The 19,307-nt window shown below is 67.8% G+C and carries 11 protein-coding genes and 6 pseudogenes; 12 read left to right on the top strand and 5 right to left on the bottom strand.

Annotation, left to right across the window (positions count from 1 at the left end; genetic code table 11):
- Window positions 1-5 precede the first annotated feature (5 nt).
- From ACFYYH_RS13315 to ACFYYH_RS13280, 8 genes and pseudogenes are all read left to right on the top strand, one after another.
- A complete protein-coding gene (locus ACFYYH_RS13315; RefSeq protein ID WP_388549767.1) occupies window positions 6-1,373 on the top strand; it encodes a hypothetical protein in 1,368 nt (455 codons plus the stop codon).
- A gap of 333 nt (window positions 1,374-1,706) precedes the next feature.
- Window positions 1,707-2,720: pseudogene (locus tag ACFYYH_RS13310) on the top strand (hypothetical protein); the annotation flags it as partial.
- Window positions 2,615-2,881, top strand: a pseudogene (locus tag ACFYYH_RS13305) (hypothetical protein); the annotation flags it as partial. The pseudogenes ACFYYH_RS13310 and ACFYYH_RS13305, both read left to right, overlap by 106 nt.
- A gap of 426 nt (window positions 2,882-3,307) precedes the next feature.
- Window positions 3,308-3,481 (top strand): annotated as a pseudogene (locus ACFYYH_RS13300) (IS5/IS1182 family transposase); the annotation flags it as partial.
- 261 nt (window positions 3,482-3,742) lie between these two features.
- Window positions 3,743-4,042 (top strand): hypothetical protein, encoded by a 300-nt coding sequence (locus ACFYYH_RS13295; protein WP_388549766.1) that lies wholly within the window; start codon window positions 3,743-3,745, stop codon window positions 4,040-4,042.
- A gap of 183 nt (window positions 4,043-4,225) precedes the next feature.
- Window positions 4,226-4,624: a YciI family protein gene (locus tag ACFYYH_RS13290; protein WP_388549764.1), complete on the top strand. Its 399-nt coding sequence runs from the start codon at window positions 4,226-4,228 to the stop codon at window positions 4,622-4,624.
- A gap of 166 nt (window positions 4,625-4,790) precedes the next feature.
- Window positions 4,791-5,314, top strand: a pseudogene (locus ACFYYH_RS13285) (transposase); the annotation flags it as partial.
- Between the two features lie 1,173 nt (window positions 5,315-6,487).
- A pseudogene (locus ACFYYH_RS13280) lies at window positions 6,488-6,784 on the top strand (hypothetical protein); the annotation flags it as partial.
- A gap of 44 nt (window positions 6,785-6,828) precedes the next feature.
- On the opposite strand, the gene ACFYYH_RS13275 reads toward ACFYYH_RS13280, so the two are convergent.
- Window positions 6,829-6,993, bottom strand: a complete 165-nt coding sequence (locus ACFYYH_RS13275) for a hypothetical protein (RefSeq protein WP_388549761.1) — start codon at window positions 6,991-6,993, stop codon at window positions 6,829-6,831.
- Between ACFYYH_RS13275 and ACFYYH_RS13270 the strand changes: the two genes are divergently transcribed.
- The 4 genes and pseudogenes from ACFYYH_RS13270 to ACFYYH_RS13255 form a co-directional block, all read left to right on the top strand.
- Entirely contained in the window at window positions 6,992-7,492 is a 501-nt protein-coding gene (locus ACFYYH_RS13270; RefSeq protein ID WP_388549758.1) for a hypothetical protein, read from the top strand. The two genes, ACFYYH_RS13275 and ACFYYH_RS13270, sit on opposite strands and share 2 nt — an antisense overlap.
- Before the next feature lie 50 nt (window positions 7,493-7,542).
- Complete coding sequence (locus tag ACFYYH_RS13265; protein ID WP_388549755.1) at window positions 7,543-8,403, top strand: nucleotidyltransferase domain-containing protein; 861 nt, start codon at window positions 7,543-7,545, stop codon at window positions 8,401-8,403.
- A gap of 489 nt (window positions 8,404-8,892) precedes the next feature.
- Window positions 8,893-10,446: a DUF4041 domain-containing protein gene (locus tag ACFYYH_RS13260; RefSeq protein ID WP_388549752.1), complete on the top strand. Its 1,554-nt coding sequence runs from the start codon at window positions 8,893-8,895 to the stop codon at window positions 10,444-10,446.
- A 124-nt stretch (window positions 10,447-10,570) separates the two neighbouring features.
- Window positions 10,571-11,222, top strand: a pseudogene (locus ACFYYH_RS13255) (IS5 family transposase); the annotation flags it as partial.
- 1,365 nt (window positions 11,223-12,587) lie between these two features.
- Here the strand turns inward: ACFYYH_RS13255 and ACFYYH_RS13250 are convergent.
- From ACFYYH_RS13250 to ACFYYH_RS13235, 4 genes are read right to left on the bottom strand one after another with little or no spacing between them, the layout of a single operon-like run.
- Window positions 12,588-13,766 carry a Wadjet anti-phage system protein JetD domain-containing protein gene (locus ACFYYH_RS13250; protein WP_388549750.1) on the bottom strand — a complete coding sequence of 393 codons (1,179 nt, stop codon included), beginning with the start codon at window positions 13,764-13,766 and terminating at the stop codon, window positions 12,588-12,590.
- Window positions 13,763-17,206, bottom strand: coding sequence for an ATP-binding protein (locus ACFYYH_RS13245; RefSeq protein ID WP_388549749.1), 3,444 nt, complete (start codon window positions 17,204-17,206; stop codon window positions 13,763-13,765). Before ACFYYH_RS13245 ends, ACFYYH_RS13250 begins: the two co-directional genes overlap by 4 nt.
- Window positions 17,203-17,793 (bottom strand): DUF4194 domain-containing protein, encoded by a 591-nt coding sequence (locus ACFYYH_RS13240; RefSeq protein WP_388549747.1) that lies wholly within the window; start codon window positions 17,791-17,793, stop codon window positions 17,203-17,205. Before ACFYYH_RS13240 ends, ACFYYH_RS13245 begins: the two co-directional genes overlap by 4 nt.
- A complete protein-coding gene (locus ACFYYH_RS13235; protein WP_388549744.1) occupies window positions 17,790-19,232 on the bottom strand; it encodes a DUF3375 domain-containing protein in 1,443 nt (480 codons plus the stop codon). The genes ACFYYH_RS13240 and ACFYYH_RS13235 overlap by 4 nt, the downstream gene beginning before the upstream one ends.
- Window positions 19,233-19,307: the final 75 nt, after the last annotated feature.

Genomic DNA, 19,307 nt, shown 5'->3' with positions numbered 1-19,307 from the left:
GCACTGTGCCAGGAACACACCCGTGGTTCGGAGTCGACACCCCGCCGGCCGGCCGGTCGGTGAGCGCACCGAAGGTCAAGCAGATCCTGCGCCACGAGCTCCGGGACTGCGGCACCCGTCTCCAGTCGGAGGTGCTCGCCCTCCAGCCGCTGGTCGCCGCCCGCGAGGCCTACGACGAACTCTTCAGCGCGGCCCGCGCCCTGCTGCGCCTGCTCGAACGCGCGGTGCGCGAAGCCGCGCCCCACCGCGCGGGACGCCTCAAAGCCCTCGACGCCGACCAGGAGCCCTATCCCTTTTTCGTGGCCGACGAGGACTTCGAGATCCGCTACGCCGCCGCGATGGCCCGCCCCGACGTGGTGATCGGGGCCGATGGCCCGAAGTTCATCGAGTTCAACGTCAGCGGCACCTTCGGCGGCCCTACGGAGATCCACCTGTTCACCGAGGCCTGGACCCGGATCTACGGCGGCCCCGACACCGCCCCCTTCCACGGCCACGAGCCGTTCGCGGCCCGCGCCGCCCTCTACCGCGACGTGTGCGCCGAACTGGGCCTGCCGCCTGCCGTCGCCCTGCTTGGAAGCCGCCTGGACCGGCCCGGCGCCGAGAGCGCCCGCTACTACGAACTCGAAGCCGGCTACTACCGCCGGCACGGACTCGCCTCGGAGTTCCTGGAGCCCGCCGATCTCACAGCCGGGAGCGGAGACGAACTCCGGTACCGCCTCCTGCACCGCTACTTCGCGGTGGACGACTGGCGGGACCTGGGGATCGGCCTGGAGCCCGTGCACCGCGCCGTCGCCCAGGGCGCGGTGCTGTTCCCCCCGCAGAGCAGCTATCTGATCGCGAACAAGAAGACCCTTGCCTGGATCTCCGAGGGACAGCCCTGGATGACCGACGAGGACCGGGACCTGGTCGCCCGCTACCTCCCCTGGACCCGGCTCGTCCACCCCCGGAAGGTCGAATGGAACCGCGGGCACCACGACCTCGCCGCGCTGCTCCTCGGGAACCGGCACGAATTCGTGCTGAAGAAGGCGATCGGCATGATGGGCCTGCAGGTGACCCTGGGCCCGTACGCCACCGACCAGGAGTGGGGCACGGCGGTGGCCGCCGCCCTCGCCGACGGCGACTCCATCGTCCAGGAGTACGTGGAGCCGGGGCGCTACCGGATGGAGATGTCGCGCGAGGCCGGTCCCCAGCCGCAGTACGTGGACATCGCCCCGGTGCTGAGCCCGGTGCTCTTCGGGGAGGCGGCCGCGGGCTGCTGGGCCCGCTATCACAGCACGGGCCAGGCCGGGATCATCGGCGCCAGCGGCTTCGGGGCGACCGAGAACGTCCTGCTCGCCGCTCGGGACCTACCGCCTCGCACCGCCCGGGAATGAGGCGAGGCGCCCCCGATCGCGGCGAGACCGGTCCCGCCCTTCGGCCAGCGCCTCTCGCACCGGCAGGGCGAGCCGGACCTCGCTCTCAGGGTCCCCGGCGAGACACAGATGACTGCCGGCCTGGACGCTCGACGGCCCGTCTGCGGGGAAGAGGAACTCCCGTCCGCGGACCGTGTCGGTCGAACTGTGCTCGCAGATCGGACCGTTGTTGCCGGGGCCGGCCCCGAAGCCTGCTGCGGGACGGCCGAGGATTTTGTTCGTCCGAGACGTCTCGCACGCGCTTGCCTTCGAAGCGGGCTGCTCGGTCCAGTGCTGCTCCGGTGTGTTTGATCAGTGCGTTCTTCAGCGTGGCCCGGTCGCCGGTCCTTTCGTCCCACGTCAGCTTCTCCAGCCGGGCGAGCAGTGCTGCCGCTGTTCGCCCTTGGGGGCCCAGCGCCCACCAGGCCGGTGCCCGTCACCGTACCGTCGTACCACGGGCTATACGTAGCGGACGGCCGGGTCAGGGAGCAGACGCTGACCGAGGGCGCGAAGTACACCTTCGGCTACACCAAGGCCGGTAGCGGCGCGGGCCGTGTCACCGCGGCGAGTGTGACCGAGCCGGGCGGTGCGGTGCGGCGGGTGGAGTTCGACGCGGACGGTTACGGTACGTCGGACACCCAGGCGCACCGCAGCAGTCTGGCCCGCAGGACCGTGTACCAGCGTGGCTCGTACCACCGTATCGACGCGGTGACCGACCCGTACGGCCGTCGTACGGAGCTGAGTTACGACGCCAACGGTTATGTGACGTCGGCGAAGGAGCGGGCGGGCACGCCGCAGGCGCGTTCCTCCGGGACGGCGGTGTACGACGGGCCGTTCGACCAGCCCACCTTGGTGACCGATCCGCTGGGCAACATCACCAGGCTGGCCTACGGCGCCGACGGTGATGACCTGGAGACCGTCACCGATTCTGAGAACCGGGAGACGGTCACGGACGTGCCGGGCGCGGTCACCGAATACACCTACGAGCACGGCGAGTTGACGGCGGTCAAGGACGCGGAGGGCCGCACGAGCAGCCAGTTCCTCGACGCCGTGGGCCGGCCGGTGGTGATGACGGACGAGGCCGGCGCGCGCACCACGGTCACCTACGACGCGCTCAACCAGGCGCGGAAGGTCACCGATCCGCTCGGCCAGTCGACTGTCCTGGACTACGACGACAACGGCAACCTCACCACCCTCACCGACGCCCGGAACAACACCACCACCTGGGCGTACGACACGGCGGACCGCCCGAAGCCGGCCACCGACCCGCTCGGTGCGCAGGCGCTGTTCGAGTACGACGCCGCCGGGCGGGTGTCGAAGGTGACGAGCCGTACGGGGCAGATGGCGACGGCCGAGTACGACCTGCTGGGCCGGCCCGGGAACGCCAAGTACGGTGTCGATCTGCCGGTCAGGCCGAGTCCACGACGACGTACGCCTATGACGCCGTCGACCTGCCCAGGACGGTCACAGGCCCGACAGGCACGGTTGGTTACGACTACGACGCGGCGGACCGTCGTACGGAAATGACCGCGGCCGGTACCACGACGCACTACGGCTACGACACGTCTTCCATCCTCACCTCGGTCACCACGGGCAGCCAGACGGTCACCTTCGGTCTGGACGCGGTGGGCCGGGAGAGGACGGCGTCGCTGCCGGGCGGTTTCACCCGTACCACCGGCTATGACAGGACTGGTGTCACCACCGCGATCGGCTACACCCGTGGCGGGGCAGGGGTCGGGGATCTGACGTACACCCGCGACGAGCGGGGCCTGCAGACCGGCCTGGCTGGCAGCCTGGCGAGCGTGGCGCTGCCGGCGGCGGAGAGCGGGGCGGTGTTCGGCAAGGACAACCGGATCACCACGTTCAACGGCCGCTCCTTCACCGACGAGGCCGAGGGGCGGCTCGCTGCCCGGCCCCGGCTTCGCCGCGGCAGCTGCGGCAGACCACCCGCTTTCGACCGGGAGGCATACAAGCAGCGCAACACCGTTGAGCGGTGGATCAACCGCTTGGAGCAATGGCGCGGCCTGACCACTCGATACGACAAGACCGCAACCGTCTACCTCGCCGGCATCTTCATCTGGTCGCGATGATTAAAACGAAACGCCCTAGCTGGGCCCGAAATCGATCCGGTTGAATAGCTGCTGAGACAGTTGTGCTGCCCTTTCGGGTCAATGAGGCAGGTCACGTCAGCGATCGAGGGCGTCAAAGCTGTCGAGTTCGGCGAAGACGCGTTACTGTGCGGCCAGGATGCCCTCGGTCTTGGCGAAGCATCGCTGGTTGCTCGGAGGTCCCGGGCCGGGTAACCGACATCGACAGCGAATGGATCACGTAAAAGAAGAGCCGCCGCTGTAGTGCGGCAACGAGTGCTCCCTACGTCGCCTACCCCCGAGGCGACGCGCGAGCTGAATCCATACGACTGGCTGGATAACCGTTGCAGTAGCTCACCAGAACAGGAAAACGACTATGAATTCCGACTCGGAGTTCTCCCTCTCCTCGAGGCAAAGCCTGGCAAGAGTGATGAGCTGGCCGCATTCTTGCAGGAAGGCCGTGAACTGGCGCTGGCCGAGCAGGGCACCGTCACGTGGTACGCATTCAAGATCAACGACAGCAAATACGGCATGAGCGGCACACCCAGACCAACGATCAGATGATCCGAACGAAACGGCTTAGGGCTGCGGAACCGACCGTATTGGTCTGCACCGGCAGTATTCGGGGCTGGAGGAGGGCAAAGGCGGGTTCCCGTTGCTGTGCAAGCGATGTCGTGGTCGGCCTCGGGCGTTCGACCTCGACGGGCCCCAAAGGCTCATCGAATCTCATATCAGCTGGAGGATCGTATGACCGAACATCGCATGCCTTGGGGTGACCTCGTGTCCTGGTCTCAGGAACACGAACTGCTGGCACTCCGGCTCTACGTTGTGATTTCCGAACCAACCAGTGGCCTCGGCCCGGTACTCGAGAATCTGGATCCCCACGTGGCCTACCAGACCCGCCTGGAAAATGACGGGATCATGTTCGCCGCCGGGCCGTTGGCTGACGATGCTGAGGAGCAGTGGAACGGCGAGGGTCTCTTCGTCTACCGCGCGTCCTCCCGCGAAGAGGCAGTTGGGATCGCCGAGAGTGATCCGATGCACCAGAGCGGAGCGCGTCGATTCGTTGTTCATGCCTGGCTACTGAACGAGGGTACTTATAATATTCGGCTGTTCTACTCGGGTGGCCGGCCTCAGATTAGCTGACTCTTAAGGTAGATGCTGGGTGCATGACACGGTCCGAGAGTCGCCGCGGATCCCGAAACTGCATTCCGATCCACAGCGGAGTCGGGTGTGTACGGTGGAGCGTCGACGTGTGGCTGAGGCTAGTTGGACGCCGTTTCTTAGGGCGTGATCGTTCGTTGAACGGTGCATGACGGATCTGGTTGAGCGGCCGGCGCCGGACGAGTTGTGGGTGCTGTTTCGGCGGGTGGTGCCGCCGATAGAGGTGAGGCGTCCGCAGGGCGGGGGCCGGCGGCGGGCGGGTGACCGCGAAACGGTCGCTGCGATCGTCTTCGTGGCTACGTCGGGCTGTACCTGGCGGCAGTTGCCGCCGGTGTTCGGGCCGGCCTGGCCGACGGTCTACCGGCGTTCTGCCCAGGGGAGCCGGGAGCAGGTATGGGCTCGGCTCCACCGCGTGATCCTGGACGAACTCGGCAGCCGGGGTGAGCTGGACTGGTCGCGGTGCGCGATCGACCCGGTCAGCATCCGGGCTGCGAAAGGGGGCCACTGACCGGACCGGATCCGACCGATCGTGGCAAGGTGGGATCGAAGATCCACCGCATCACGGACCGGAACGGTCTACCGCTGTCGCTGGGAACACGCAGGACTAGGCTCAGTGAAACCTCGGCACTTCACCGACCGGCGGCCCGGCCTGCGGTCACCTCGAGGCCGGGCCAGGAAACGGCGGGACACATCCAAGCGATGCTCTGCAAGGCTTGTCCTGCACCGAGAGTCACCGTGCGCGAGAGGAGTACCGGGGTCGTGGAGAAAGGCGGGCAACCCCACCCGTGGGACGCTCTGTTGGACGGTCAGCGGATTACAGGGCCGGGTGTCCGAACCGTGGTGCAGGATGAAGGCCTGTGCTCCGCGCACCCACAAGGGTGCCAGAGCCAGGGTCTGCTGCGTCAATCGGGGGGCGTTCGTGTTCCAGCGCTATCTTCACCGTCACGATGACGTCAAGCTGGTGATGTCCGCGCTGAGGGGCGATCCGCAGTGTCTGCCGGTCCTGATCGAATGGGGTGTGGGCCTGCGCCAGGACGTGGCCTCGGCGCTGCGGGAGGTCATCGCGACCGGAGCGTGGCAGAGCGATGTCCGTGTCCGCAGCGCTGCGGCTCACTGGCGTGAGGAACCCCGCTTCCATGTCTTCCTCGAGCACGGGCTCGAGAAGCGCCGCGACCGTGGCCCCAAATACGAGCACCTGGACGCCGCTCTGCTGACATTTCCCGAAACCCGTGCCGCTCTCTACCGGGTGAGCGAGGAGGAATGCCCACAGCACTGCCGCACGCGGACCGGCACCATTGCCGAGGACCGGCATGTGGATGACTACCGTCAGGCGCTGTTCGGCTGGTACGCCGCCATCCAGCACGCGCACGCCTGCGTCGTAAGGGCGGCACGCTGGTTCGCCGACGCACAACTGTCCGATCCCCGCCGACCCGAGACCTTCACCGACTGGATGACCGGAACCCGGCGCCGACAGAACAACAGCGCCGTTCAGGACACGGAGCCACCCACCCAGGGAGCTTTGCGGGAGATCATCCTGATGATGCACGCCTGGAGCCCGCACACCTTCGAAGCCATGGACGTGGCTTTCCAGAAGGCGGAGGGCGAAGACGCATCCCACTCCTGGGGCGGAGACTTCGAGCCCGCCGGCCGGCACGAAGCCCAGGCGGCCGCGGAGGCACTCGCGAGCGTCCTGTCCCCAGCGGAACGCCAGCAGGCCCGGGAGGTGATCAACAAGATCGAGAGCGACGACGAGGACCGCGACATGGACCTCGCCGAGGACAGCACACTGGCCTGCACCAGCGACCGGCACCGCACCTACGGCGGCGACCCCGCTGAGCGCGAGGACTGCGCCACCGCCCGAGGCCGCGTGTACGAGGAAGCCTCCCGGCCCTGGAGTCAGGGCGTCGACAGCAAGGCCGACGCTGCCCGGTTGGCGCGGTTCCTGCTCGGCCCCCGGAACGACCGAATCCAGGCAGCCCTTGCCACGGCCCGGGACGGTGTCGCCCGGGAGAGCACCGAGAGGGCCTCGCAGGTCTGGCACGACACGCCGAACCCCTCCGGGAAGCCCGCGAAGCCGCAGGGCTCGATCTCCACGACGCCGCCGGCCACCTGGGCATCAAGCCCGTCACCTTGCAGCGTTTCGAACAGGCAACGGGCAAGCTCCCCGGACGGCCGGTCTCCCTCGGCTACCTCCAGCTCCTCACCCTGACCTGCACCCAGGCGGGCCGGACCGCTCCCGCCTGCATCCCGCAGGCCATTTCCCAGCCGGTGATCTCACTGCCGACCACCCTGTCGTAGGCCACCGCCTCACACCTCTGCCGCAGTTCCACCACTATGTGAGGAATCTCCATGTTCGATGAGGTACACCACCGGCCCTGCGGGCGCCCCACCAAGTCCGGCACTCCCTGCCGCGCGCAGTTCTCAGGTCCGGGATTCGCCTGCAAACTGCACACCACCGACCACGAAAAGGCCCTCGCCGAGGTATACCGGCAAGGCGTGGAGACCGGCCGGGCGCAAGAAAGAGAGTGGCGACAACGCACAGAGGCCGCCAAGGTCGAACACCTTGAACGCCAGATACGAACCCTGCGGGAAGCACTCGACGCCAAGAACCGCCGCCTCGAGGTCGATGACGCCCAGGCCGTCACCGTCGACGGCTACGGATCCCGCTGGAGCGGTCCCGGCACGCTCAAAGTCGGCGGCCGGGTGCTCCTGCCAGAAAACTACGTCAGCGCCCTGCGGCACGGCCCGGGCCCCTTCCCCGGGACCGTGACCGAACTGGGCACCACCTACACCGGGACCCTCAGCAGGATCATCTCCCGAGCCCCCGCCACCCCACGGCAGACAGGCTGAAACCACCAGACCACGCCCCCAGCACCCGAACCAACCAGCGGAGGTCATCCGTGAAACGCGAGCGCGCCACCACGCTCCTGAACGACATGCTCAACCGACTGGAGGAAGGAGCCTGGCCGCTGGACCTCGTCGACGAGATCCTCGTCTTCGGCTCCTACGCACGCGGCGCACTGAACCCCTCGGACGTCGACCTGGTCGTGGAGCACCGCAGGGACGACCGTCTCACCTCCGAGTTCCTTCACGCCCTGTCCTACGGCCGCGACCCCTCCGCCTCGATGAAACGCGCCCTGAAAGGCAACAGCCGCGGCCTGCAGATCCACTTCGGCGAACGCAAGACTCTCGAAGCGGAAGGATTCGAACTGACCCGGCTGTGGACCCGGGGCGAACCCATCGACACCGCCCGCGCCCGGCTCGCCGCCATCACCCCCGACCGCACAGCCGGCCGAGCCCCACGCGACCACATGATCGAAGCCTTCGACGGCATCGACCGCTGGGTCCCGCGCCCAGTCCGCATCACCCTCACCGGACTCGTCGACCGCAAAGCCGCCACCATCCGCCAACTCCAGCTCCCCGACGCCCAGCCCACCCACCCCGCAGCCCACGAAGCACTCACCCGCTGGAGCGACACCAGCCCGCTGCGCCGCGCCGCGGCATCCGTCCTCGCCCATCTCGAAGCCGCCTCCCGCCCCCTCGACTCCATCTACCTGCACGGGGATCCGGTCATCGGCAGCCGCTACAGCGACACCACATGGCAGACCGGCATCGGATTCGGCTGGAGCCACTACCGCAGCCTCTCCCACCACCTGCAGGAAGGCACCGACTGGTTCGAGGTCGTCCGCCCGACAAGAACCCAGCCCCTGCACACCCTCCACATCACGATCCAGGACCGCTCCGCCCTCCCCAGCCTGTGACGATCACGCCCATGCACAGGTGAGTCGGGGCCGGCCAGTGCTGCCCGGCCGACGAGCACGGCAACGCGTGGCCGATGCTCGGGCGGTACCGCATCGAGGAGCACCTGCCACCAGCACACACACCACGTCCCTGGTGCATGCGGTCCCGGAGCTTTTCACGCGGACTAGTCAATGTAGGCGGTCAGATGGTGCTGGCAGATGACGTTCTGTTCAGGCAGGTGAGCGCGGCAGGTACACGGGAGGGTGCCGTCGCCGCACCAGGGGGCGTCAGAGGTGGTCCCGATCGTGGATCCCTTCTTCGGCGACGTGAGACCCTCTCACGCTGGGCTGGACACCCGGCGTCTGAGGATTCTGGCGCTCGTAGACCAGCCAAGGTGCTTTTTGCGCCGCTTTTCATGATCGGCCGTCCTCCCAGCAGCCTGCGCGGCATGATCGCGAGAGTTGCTCAGCGTGTGTCGCCGAACGGTGTCAGGGCGGGGGAGTGGACGAATGAGCGTGAGCGGTTTCCGGTTCAACCCACCGCCGAACTGGCTGTTGCCAGAGGGCTGGGTTCCCTCGGACGGCTGGCAGCCTGATCCCTCGTGGCCACCGCCCCCGCCGGGCTGGCAGTTGTGGCTGGCTGAATCTCCCGAAACCGCTCCGGTGACCGGTGCCATCCCCCACCAGTACGAGCCTCCGCCCGCGGCTCCTTCCAGCCGAAAGCGGGGCTGGTTCGGCCGCCGGCGACGGCCTGAGACAAGTGAGCTCGAAGAGCTGAGGGCGTGGATCTCGCAGGCCCACGGAGCGGACGCCGCGCAGGTCGCCGGGCTGGTGCAGCGCACACGTCAGGAAGCTGCCGTGCTGCTGACACAGGCCCAGGAACAGGCCGAAGCGATCGTCGAGGAAGCCCGCCGGGCTGTCAAAGACATCAAGAACGATGCCAAGCAGGTCGCCAAGGACGCTGAGAAGACCCGCAAGGAAACCGAGCGGCAGCGTAGTGAGATCTACCAGGCCGAAAGCCGTCTGACCGAGCTGCGCGCGCAGATCGTCACCACCGACGAGACCGTCCTGCTGCAACAGGCAGGCATCTACGCCTACCGGCACCAGCTCCACGACGCAGTCGCATACCGCAGCCGCCTTGACTCCCTCAAGGCCGAGATCAAGGACCTCGCCCGCAATAATCAGGCGGTCCTGGCAGCCACGGACTGGACCGTCAACGGCTCCGCCCGCGAGGGCCGGAAGATGATCCGCGACTTCTCCAAACTGATGCTCCGCGCCTACAACGCAGAAGCCGACTACGCCGTACGCACCATGCGCCCCCACCGCCTCACCTCACTGGTCGACCGCCTCTACAAGAGCCGGGAGACCATCGCCAGACTCGGCGCCACCATGCACATCCGCATCTCCGACGCCTACCACGACGCCCGCGTCCGCGAACTGCAGCTGACGGCCGACTTCCTGCAGAAGAAGGACGAGGAGAAGGAAGCCCAGCGCGAGACGAGAGCCCGTGAACGCGAGGAGGCGGCTGCCCAGCGTGAGCTGGACCGCGAACGCGAGAAGCTGCACAAGGAGCTCAACCACTACGAGGCCGCCCTCGAACGCCTGCGCTCCCAGGGCGACTACGAGGCGGTACGCGACATGGAGGCCAAACTCGCCGAGATCCAGCAGGCACTCCAGGACGTCGATGCGCGGGCGGCGAACGTCCGCACCGGCTACGTCTACGTCGTCTCCAACATCGGCGCCTTCGGAAACAGCATCGTCAAGATCGGCATGACCCGACGTCTCGAACCCCTCGACCGCGTCTACGAACTCAGCGGCGCTGCCGTCCCCTTCCGCTTCGACGTCCACGCCCTGATTTTCAGCAAGGACGCCGTTGGCCTGGAAACCCGCCTCCACCAAGAATTCGCCGACCGGCGCGTCAACCGCGTCAACAGCAGGAAAGAGTTCTTCTACGTCACCCCCGCCGAAGTACGCACCGCACTGGAACGCTTCGCAGGAGAACACCTCGTGGAGTTCAGCGAGACCCCGCAAGCGCTTGAGTGGCGCGCCAGCAAGACAGGATGACGCATCAAGAAGCAATCGCTGCCAAGAGGCCGGGCGAACAGGTGGCTTTCCTCCTTACTGATCGTTTCAGAATGAGTTGAGTCGAAGTCTTGTGTCCGGTGAGCTTCGTGGGCAGGGTGTTTGGGTGCGCGCTGATCTTGTTCCGGATGACCTGTGGGAGCGTGTAGCTCCGCTGCTGCCGCCCGCTCGTGAGCGGCGCCGCCGCTACCCTGGGCGACTTCGCGTTCCCGACCAGGCTGCACTCGCCGGGGTCATGTATGCGCTGCGCACCGGTGTCGCCTGGCGCGACGTCCCGGCCGAAACGGTCGGCTGCTCCGGGGTGACGGCCTGGCGCCGCCTTCGGGACTGGACCGAGGCCGGCGTCTGGTCACGCCTGCACGCAGCCTTGCTGACCGAACTGCGCCGCGCCGCGCTGCTGGACCTTGACCACTGCGCTGTTGACGGCTCGCATGTCCGGGCTCTCAAAGGGGGGATCACGTCGGCCCCTCGCCGGTCGACCGCGCCCGTCCCGGTTCCAAGCACCACCCGATAGTCGACCGGCACGGAACCCCGCTCACCGTCACCCTCACCGGCGGCAACCGCCACGACGTCACCCAGCTCCTGCCTCTGCTCGACGCGGTCCCGCCGATCCGGGGGCTGCGAGGACGGCCTCGCCGCAAGTCGGGGCACCTGTATGCCGACCGGGCTACGACTTCGACAAGTACCGCCGCCTGCTGTGGAAGCGCGGTATCAAACCGATGATCGCCCGACGTGGCGTGGCCCACGGCTCGGGTGTGGCGTAGCTGACGCGTTTGCATATTGATCTTGGTTGCGGCCTGGTGTTGCTCAGTTGTATTGAGCGGTAGGTCTGTTCCGTGGGTGGGGTTTACGCGGAGTCAAGTGTCCAGCGTCGGAGGATACGTGGGCTGAGCTGGCTGTTTGGTGCTGCGCAGTGAGCTGAGTGGGGCAGCGGTTCTTGCTCAGTGTGGTTGGCGCGCCTATAGGTACCGGTGCTGGCCGGTCTTGTGAGGGCTGGGGCGGCAAGGGGTGTGTGTTGGTTCAGCCGGTGGTCAGGCGTTGCCAGAGCAGGTCGTGGTCGGCGGGTGTGAGGCGGGGCAGTTGTAAGCGGCTGGCCAGGCCGTGGAGGAAGGCGGTCTGCTGGGTGCGTGTGAGGGGTTGCGGGGGCAGGCGGTCGAGGGCTGTGGCGAGGGTCAGGGTCTCGGGGTAGGTGATCAGGTTCCGGCAGGTCAGTGTGGGGTGTGAACGACGGCGATATTCCCCAGTCCGAGCTCCGCGGAATTGGCCATGGGGAACGCGGAGTTACTCCGCGACGACCAGGCTGACGGCGTTCTTCTCCGGGCCGCCCGGTAACCAGCCGATCCTTTAGGTCCGAGCCGGGCGGTCAAGGATGAGCGCAGCTCATCGTGGTAGCGGCGCCGTAGGCGTCCTTGAGGGCCTGGCTCGGACCGGACACTTCACAGCCGGGCGGCCCAGCTCCTCCCCGCTCACCTGATTCGCACGTACAAGCGGGGACGACGGCGTTGACTTGCGGAATTACGCGACCGCTCACATGGGGGAGGGCCAGGCCTGGGGCGAGGTGGGGGTGGCGGTTGTGAGTTGGTTCAGGCGGGTACGCCAGCGGGTGCGGAGGTGCTGGTGGTGGTCGTACCACCGCGTCGTGATCGTCGATGCCCAGCACAGGGAGGGCGCCGTTGGTAGGCGGCGGGTGGTGAGGCGGGCGTGGGTGAGTTCGGGGCTGGTAGTTCTTCGGCGAGGTGGTCCAGCGCGATGGAGTCCAGCAGCGTCTTGGTGATGCGTTCTTGGCCGTCGCAGGATGGCTTCGATGGCGGCTTGGCGGATCAGGCGGGCCCGGCTGCCGATCCGTCCGGCGGTCCGCTCGTGCAGGTACGAAGCCTGGCTCGGGCCCAACGCTGGGTCAGGGCACGGGCCGCCTCGTCATCATCGGTCTCCGTCCGCAACGGACGATGGTGTCCCGCCTCGGTAGCCGGGCCCGGGGCCTCGGGGGGCGTTACGCCGGCCGGAGCGGCCATTTCCGTTGTTATCACGGAACCGCGGACCACCCGGCCGGACGGACGCGGGTGTGGCCTCGCCCTCGATCACGGTCCTGGTCCGCGGCCGTCCGGTGTTCTCGGCCTTGGGTGTCATTCCCGGTGCCGTGTCAGCGCCTCTCGCACGGCGGCGATGGCGATGCGCTCCTGCTCCAGGCGCAGGTGCGGTCGGTAGGCGCCGGTTCGCAGGTCCTGGTCGAGGCGGGCCTCTTCGGGGGTGAGGTGTGTCAGGCCGCCGCGTGCCTGTGTCTTCTCCTGGCCCCAGTGGGACTCGTGGGCGAGGAGGGTAGCGCGGTCCATGAGCAGTGACGTGGTGTGCGGGAAACGTCCTCGGACCTGGTCGAGGATGGCGAAGCCATGGGTGTCGATGTCGCCCCAGTAACAGAGGTCGACATCGTCGAGCCAAGGCAGATGACGCAGCAGGGCAGCGGCATATCCAGAGCCGAGGATGGCGACGGCGTCGGGGACCGGCGGCAGCGAGAGGTAGGTGATCTCGTTCTCGAGGACGAAGACGGTGCGCACCCCCAGGGGCCAGCCGGCCAGTTCTTCGGCGCGGACGGTGAGTTCGCTGAAGGGCAGGGGAGAGGCGCCGAGGTAGCGCAGGCGGATGTAGATGGGCTTGGTTCGGAAGCCGTACCGCGCGACGAGATCACTCTTCGGCGCGCTGGTGTTGACGCGGCTCTCGGGGAGCACACAGTCGAGGAGTTCGGCGAGGATTCCTTTGTTGGTCTCGATGAACTTGGTATCCACGCCCGGGGTGTCGATCTCGCGCAGATAGACCGCCTCGGTGCCGTGGTCGCGGATCCAGCACGTGGTGCGCACGAGCCGCTGCCAGTCTGCAGCGTGGCCGAGGACCTTCATGGGATGGTCGGCCATCCACCGTGCGATGCCGGGGTCCTGGCGGGTGGTCTGCTCGTGCAGGGTGTGGAAGTGGTCGACCTGGGTGGTGACGCGGAGCAGTGTCCAGAGGCGGTCGCGGGTGTCGACCCAGGCTCGGGCCGGGACGGTGTTCGAGGGGGTGCCGTTGCGGCCTCCGATGGATTTGGTCTGGATGCGCAGATGCGGGTGTCGGTCGGGGGCCCAGGATTGGGCCCAGGCGAGTGCCTGCTCGTAGTGCTGTAGGGCATCGGCCGCGGTCGGGCCCTTCAGCGGCACTCCGATGGGTTCGAAGGGGTGTCCGCCCGCGGCGTCGGTGAGGTAGCGGCCGCTGGTCCACTTGCGGCGCAGGGTTTCCACCACATGCTCGGGGCGGGTCCATTCTGCCGGGGTCACGACTGCTTCTTCGGGGGCTGGTTCGCCTGCTGGGCTGCTGCCTGCTTGTGGGCGCGGAACTCCTCGATGGTGAGGTTGTTCAGGCGGGAGCGGGTCTTGTCGGGGCGGTCGACGTAGCCGACGCGGGTGGCGTGGGGTTCGATGACGTGGAGTTTCTGGAGCGGGGTGACGACGAGGAGTTGGAGGCCCAGGCGCTGGAACAGGTCGAGGGCGAAGTGGGCGGAGGGGTCGTCACCGCGTCCGAAGGCTTCGTCGATGGTGACGAAGTGGAAGGTCTTGGGTTTGGGGGCGGTGGGGTCGATGCGGAACTGGTAGGCGAGGGAAGCTGCGAGGATGGTGTAGGCGAGTTTCTCCTTCTGGCCGCCGGACTTGCCGCCGGAGTCGGAGTGGACCTCGTACTCGGCGTCGTCCTCGCGGTTGAGTTCGCTGGCAGAGAAGACGAACCAGCGCCGCACGTCAGTGACCCGGGAGGTCCACTCCTTGTCGAGACGGGTGTGCTCCGGGCGGCCCTTGAAGCGGTCGAGGAGCGCCTTGACCTGGAGGAACTTTTCCTCGGTGTAGGTGTCGTCGGCGTCGTTCGAGAGCGCTTCGCTGGTGCAGGCGCGCAGATCGTGCTGGAACTCGCGGGCCTCCTTGTTCGGCGTGGGAGCGGCGTTGAGCCGGATATAGCGGCCCGGGTTGTAGTCGATGCCGGCCAGCGAGTCGTTGATCACGTCGATGCGCTCGCGGATCTGCTGCTCCTGAGCACCGAGGCGGGCCTGGAAGGAAGCGATGTCGCGGATGACGTTGGTGCGCAGGTATTGGAGGAACTGCTCCTCGAACCGGGGCAGGTCCTCATCGGTGAGCCGGCTGTGCAACGCGCGGTAGCCGTCGGCGGATTCGATGGTGTTGTCCAGCTCGGCGGTGTGGACCGGGTACCTGCCGCGGAAGGCGGTCATCAGCCCCGCTGCCTGGCTGCTGGCGTGGCGCAGGGCGTCGTGGCGGCTGCCGCTGCTGCGCAGCAGACGTGCTTCGGCATGGCGCTCGGCGTCGTCCAGCATCTCCAGGAGTCTGTGCTCGTCGCTGTCGGCTGCGGGCAGGAACTTCCTCAGGGCTTCCTCGTGCTCCGCCATGCCGTCGAGGTCGCACTGCGTGAGGAACGTGGTGGTCCTGCCCAGCAGGTCGGCGATGTGCTGGACGTCGCGGCGCAGACCGCCCAGTTCCTCCTGCCCCGTGGTGAACGTCTTGCTGCTCTGTACGATCTCGTCCTCGGTCCACTGGAGCTGCGCGGTGAGCTTGTCCAGGCCGGCTTCTGCTTCCAGGGCTTTCTTTTGCTGCTCGAACTGCTCGATGTCCGCGACGGTGCTTGGCCAGTCGAGTTCCGCGTAGGTGTCGACGCTGGCCAGCAGGGTGAGGGCGGCACTGGTTCCGGCGCGGGCCCGCTGCTGCTTCTCGAGCTCCCGGGTGGCCGTGGTGATGTCGGCGCTTTCGCGGGTGAGGCGGGTGGCCTCGGCGAGGAGGGTGTCGAGCTTGGCCTGGTTGCTCCAGCCCAGCACCCAGTTGCGCCGGTCGTCGATGCGGTAGGCGTCGTTCTTCTCGTGGCGGCCTCCGCCGCCCTTGACCAGGCCCTGCCGGGTGACGGCGGGCCGGGTGGCGCGGGTGAACGCGTCCAGGTTTTCTGCGCACAGGTAGTCGGCACGCGAGCGCAGCCGCGCGGCGAGCCAGTCGCGGGCCCAGCTCTCGGACTTGAGGTGGAGTTTGCCGGTCAGCAGGGTGGGGTCGTCCGGCAGTGTGGCGATGGGTGTGTGGGCGGGGACGTGGTAGTAGACCAGTCTGAGGCCCAGGTGACGGCCGTTGACCCAGGCCGAGACGGTGTCGTAGTGGGCGTGTGGGACCAGCAGGGACAAGGCGAACCCGTGCAGTACGCGCTCGGCGGCGCCGGCCCACTCGGCTTCGTCGTCGCGGACCTGGATCAGCTCGCCGGCGAACGGCAGGACCTCGTCGGAGACGCCTGCGGCGGTGGCGAGTTCGTGGCGCAGGGCCAGCAACTGGGCGGGGATGCTGGAGCGCTGCTGCTGCAGGCTGCTGATCTCGAGCCGCAGCGCGTCGGTCGCGATGGTGTTGCCGTGGCGCGTGATGGCGAGATCGTCGAGTTTCTCGCGGGCCTGCTGCTCTTGCTCCTCGGCCCGGGAGCGGGCGGTGGAGATCTGGTCGGTCCGCTCACGGAAGGAGGTGGCGTCGGGGACGGGATCCATGCCGGCCTGCGTGAGCCAGGTGCCGTACTCGGTGGCGCGCTTGCGGCGCCGTTCGCGTTCGCGGCCGAGCTCTTCGATGCGGCCGGTCAGGGAGATGAGCTTCTCCCCGCCGACGCCGTCGATACGGCGTCGCAGGCCGTCGGCCGTCCCGCGCAGCTGTTCCAGCTGCCGCTCGCGAGTGGACTGCAGTTCCTCCAGTTCCGCCGCACCGGACATAAGCGCGGTGTGACGTGTCGTGAGGAGCCGGTGGCGGCGCTGGGCGAAGAACGCGGGGACGGCACCGCGGCGCTTGTCCAGGGCGGTGATCTCCCCCTGGACGGTGTCGTACCGGTCGCATGCCATCACGATCGGCGTCAGGTCCTCGATCATCCGACGGGCCCGGACGACTTCGTTGTGGCTGGCGGTGAGCGCGTCGAAGTGGGCGACGATCTTGTCGACGGCCGTCTTCGCGTCGAACGGCTCCAGCATCCGCTCGCGGACGAACTCGTCCAGGCTGCCCACGGCCTTCATCGACACCGTCTGGTGGAACAGGTCCAGGGCCTGCAGGCTGGGGATGCCCAGACCTCTCAGTAGTGCCTTGCCGTACTGGGTGTATGTGCTGCCGTGGATGGTGGCCCCGCGCTGTTTCAGCTGCCGACGCAGGTCGGTGATGTCGGTGCCGAAGCCGGTGAAGTCGGTGTCGATGGACAGCGGTGCCTCGGCGGTGAGGTAGAACCGCTCGGGCTGCCCGGTGCTGGTCGGGGATGTCCAGTAGAAGACCTGGGCGAGCGTGAGGTGGGTGCCGAGGGCGTAGTTGGCGAAGACGCCCAGGATCACGCTGTAGGACGTGTGGTCGCGCAGCCCCACGGGGCGGGTGGTGTCCGATGCCTCGACGCGCTCGTTCTTGTGATGGCCGAGGACGTAGGACCGCAGGTCGCGCTCCTTGGCGTCGGCGCCCGCCGCTTTGTTGTAGGCGATTTTGTGGGCGGGCAGAAGCAGCGTGGTGAGCGCGTCGACGAGGGTGGACTTGCCCGATCCCACGCCCCCGGTGAGCAGGGCGCAGTGCCCGTCGATGGTGAAGGTGCAGGTGGTACGGTGGAAGGTGCCCCAGTTGAGCACCTCCAGGCGGGCGAGCCGGTAACCGGGGCCGACGTCGAACGTGCCGGCCGGTTCTGCGGGCGTCGCCTGCCGGGGGATGAGCGCTGCCGGGTCGGTGGTGAGGGTCATGTGTCGTCCTTGGCCGTGGTGGAGGCAGCGTCGCGGTAGGTGGCGAGGAGGTCGTTGAAGTCGTTGAGGGCCTGGGCGTCGACCAGGGCCTTGATGTGGCGGCGGACCTCGTAGGCGCCGGTCTGTTTCGTCTGGCGCAGTGCCTTGAGGTCGACGAGCTTCTTGATGTGGGCGTCGATCTGGTCGACGAGCTGGGCTTCGTTACTGCGTGGTGGGAGGAAGCCGCGGACCATCTCGACCAGGTCGTCGCGGGTGAGTACCAGGCGCGGGTCGGCGGAGTCGGCGTCGCTGTCCGCGAGCCGTCCGCGCAGCAGGACGAGCATCAGGCTGACGGGGAACGAGAGCCGGTGGCGGGTGACCAGCCGCGGCACCGGGACGCCGTCGTCACGGGAATCGAGATCCTGCTGTCGGACGTAGGCGTAGCCCTCGGCGCGGTCGATGACGACGTCGAGGCCGATCACGCTGAGGTAGTCGCCGATCGCCGCCTGCTGGCTGACGATCTGCTCCCAGACGGCAGGGGCGTCGCTCTGATAGAGCACGCCCGCTTTCAGCAGGTGGACCACGGGGACGGTCAGGGCGTCGCTCACTCCTGCTTCGCCTTTCCGGCGGCGGTGCCGCCTTTGTCGCGTACGAACGTCACGTGCGGCACTCTCGCCTGCGTGTGCCCGGGCACGTGGACGCGCGGGTAGACCAGGAGGTCGGTGCGGTCCGGGTCCACGATCATGTCCAGGCCGGGGTGCTCCACCTGGAAGTAGGCGAGCAATTCCGCCAGCCCCAGGGTCAGCGGGTGGTCGTCGACGATGGTGGCCAGGTTCGCCTGGCCGCTCGGGCTTGCGGCGACCGCCTCCAGGACATGGCCGGTCAGCGCCTCGGTGTCGACGTGGACGCCGGAGAAAAGCTCGGAGATGTCCACCTCCGCGTCGTCGGATTCCTCCACCGCGATGGTGTCCAGCTCGATGCGTTCGACGGGCATGTACAGTCGTCGCTCCATCGGCAGCGTCAGATGTGCCTGAGGGATGTCCAGCGTCATGCCGGGCAGGTCGGCTTGGCCTTCCAGGGCGGTGACGTGACGCTGGATGGAGCGCACCAGCGCCAGTACGCGGCGGTCCTCCGCTCGGCTGCGGTCGACCAGGAAGCGGCGCAGTTGCTCGGTCAGCTGCCGGACTGTGTCCTGGGTGTTCTCGGCTGCCTCCAGCCAGGCGAAGGGGATCTGCAGCAGGCTCTGGTTCGCCCTGCCGTCCAGTTGCGGCAGCTGGTTGACCTGTTGCAGCAGCTCCCGCAGTTCCTGCTGGCGGCGGGGTGAGAGCAGGTAGTCGAAGAACGCCTGGAAGCTCTGTCCCTGATCGGAGCGAGCGATCTCGTCGCGGTCCAACAGGAACGCGGCCAGTTGCTCTCCCTTCCCGCCCTCGGCGGTAGCGACCTGGTGGCGCAGCCGTACGTCCAGTTCCCGAAGATTCGCCTCCACTTCGCGGAAGTCCCGCAGGAGTTCGACCGCGGTGCTCTCCACCTGCTGGTAGCGGTCCAGCAGAGCGAGCGGGGACAGCATGTCGACCTCACCGGCGCGCAGCCGGGCGATCTGGGCGTCGATCGCGTCACGCTCCCGGCGCAGTTCGTCGATGCGTGTCTGCGGATCGGTCTCCGTTCCGAACGCCATCTGCCGCAGGAGCGCGACGATGGTGTTCAGGCGGGACTCGGATCCGATGAACGAACGTGCGGGCAGGTCCCGCACCCAGGCCACGGCCTTCTCGAGGGCCGCAGTCGCGTCGAAGTGCGCCTCGTCCTCCCCAGGCGGGTAGTACTTACGCAGCCAGCCGTTCTTCGTCCACTCCGCCAGATAGGCGTCGGCCGGCCGGGGAAACGAGCCGGGCTTTTCCTCGTTGAGGAGGTAGAGCCGGTCGTCCAGCCGGGACTCCAGCACGGTCTCCGGCACACCACGCGCGTTCTCGTCGACGAACACCGTGCCGCAGAACGACAGCACCAAAGCGGCATTGTCCGCGCGCAGCAGCACCCACGCCGGATGACGCATGAGCTCTGTGACCTGGTCGAAATCCACACAACCCCCCGATCGCATGCAAAGTCTGTCCTGCCCCGGGCACAGCAG

It is taken from the genome of Streptomyces sp. NPDC002018, from assembly GCF_042890865.1.
Classification (GTDB): domain Bacteria; phylum Actinomycetota; class Actinomycetes; order Streptomycetales; family Streptomycetaceae; genus Streptomyces.
Note: the sequence above shows the minus strand (reverse complement) of the source record. Positions and strands in the feature narration are given on the sequence as shown.

Bases quoted from the DNA above. Each gene is read 5' to 3' on its own strand.
- ACFYYH_RS13245 (WP_388549749.1), bottom strand. From the start codon at position 17,206: ATGACCCTCACCACCGACCCGGCAGCGCTCATCCCCCGGCAGGCGACG.
- ACFYYH_RS13290 (WP_388549764.1), top strand. From the start codon at position 4,226: ATGACCGAACATCGCATGCCTTGGGGTGACCTCGTGTCCTGGTCTCAG.
- ACFYYH_RS13275 (WP_388549761.1), bottom strand. From the start codon at position 6,993: ATGGAGATTCCTCACATAGTGGTGGAACTGCGGCAGAGGTGTGAGGCG.
- ACFYYH_RS13260 (WP_388549752.1), top strand. From the start codon at position 8,893: ATGAGCGTGAGCGGTTTCCGGTTCAACCCACCGCCGAACTGGCTGTTG.
- ACFYYH_RS13270 (WP_388549758.1), top strand. From the start codon at position 6,992: ATGTTCGATGAGGTACACCACCGGCCCTGCGGGCGCCCCACCAAGTCC.
- ACFYYH_RS13235 (WP_388549744.1), bottom strand. From the start codon at position 19,232: ATGCGTCATCCGGCGTGGGTGCTGCTGCGCGCGGACAATGCCGCTTTG.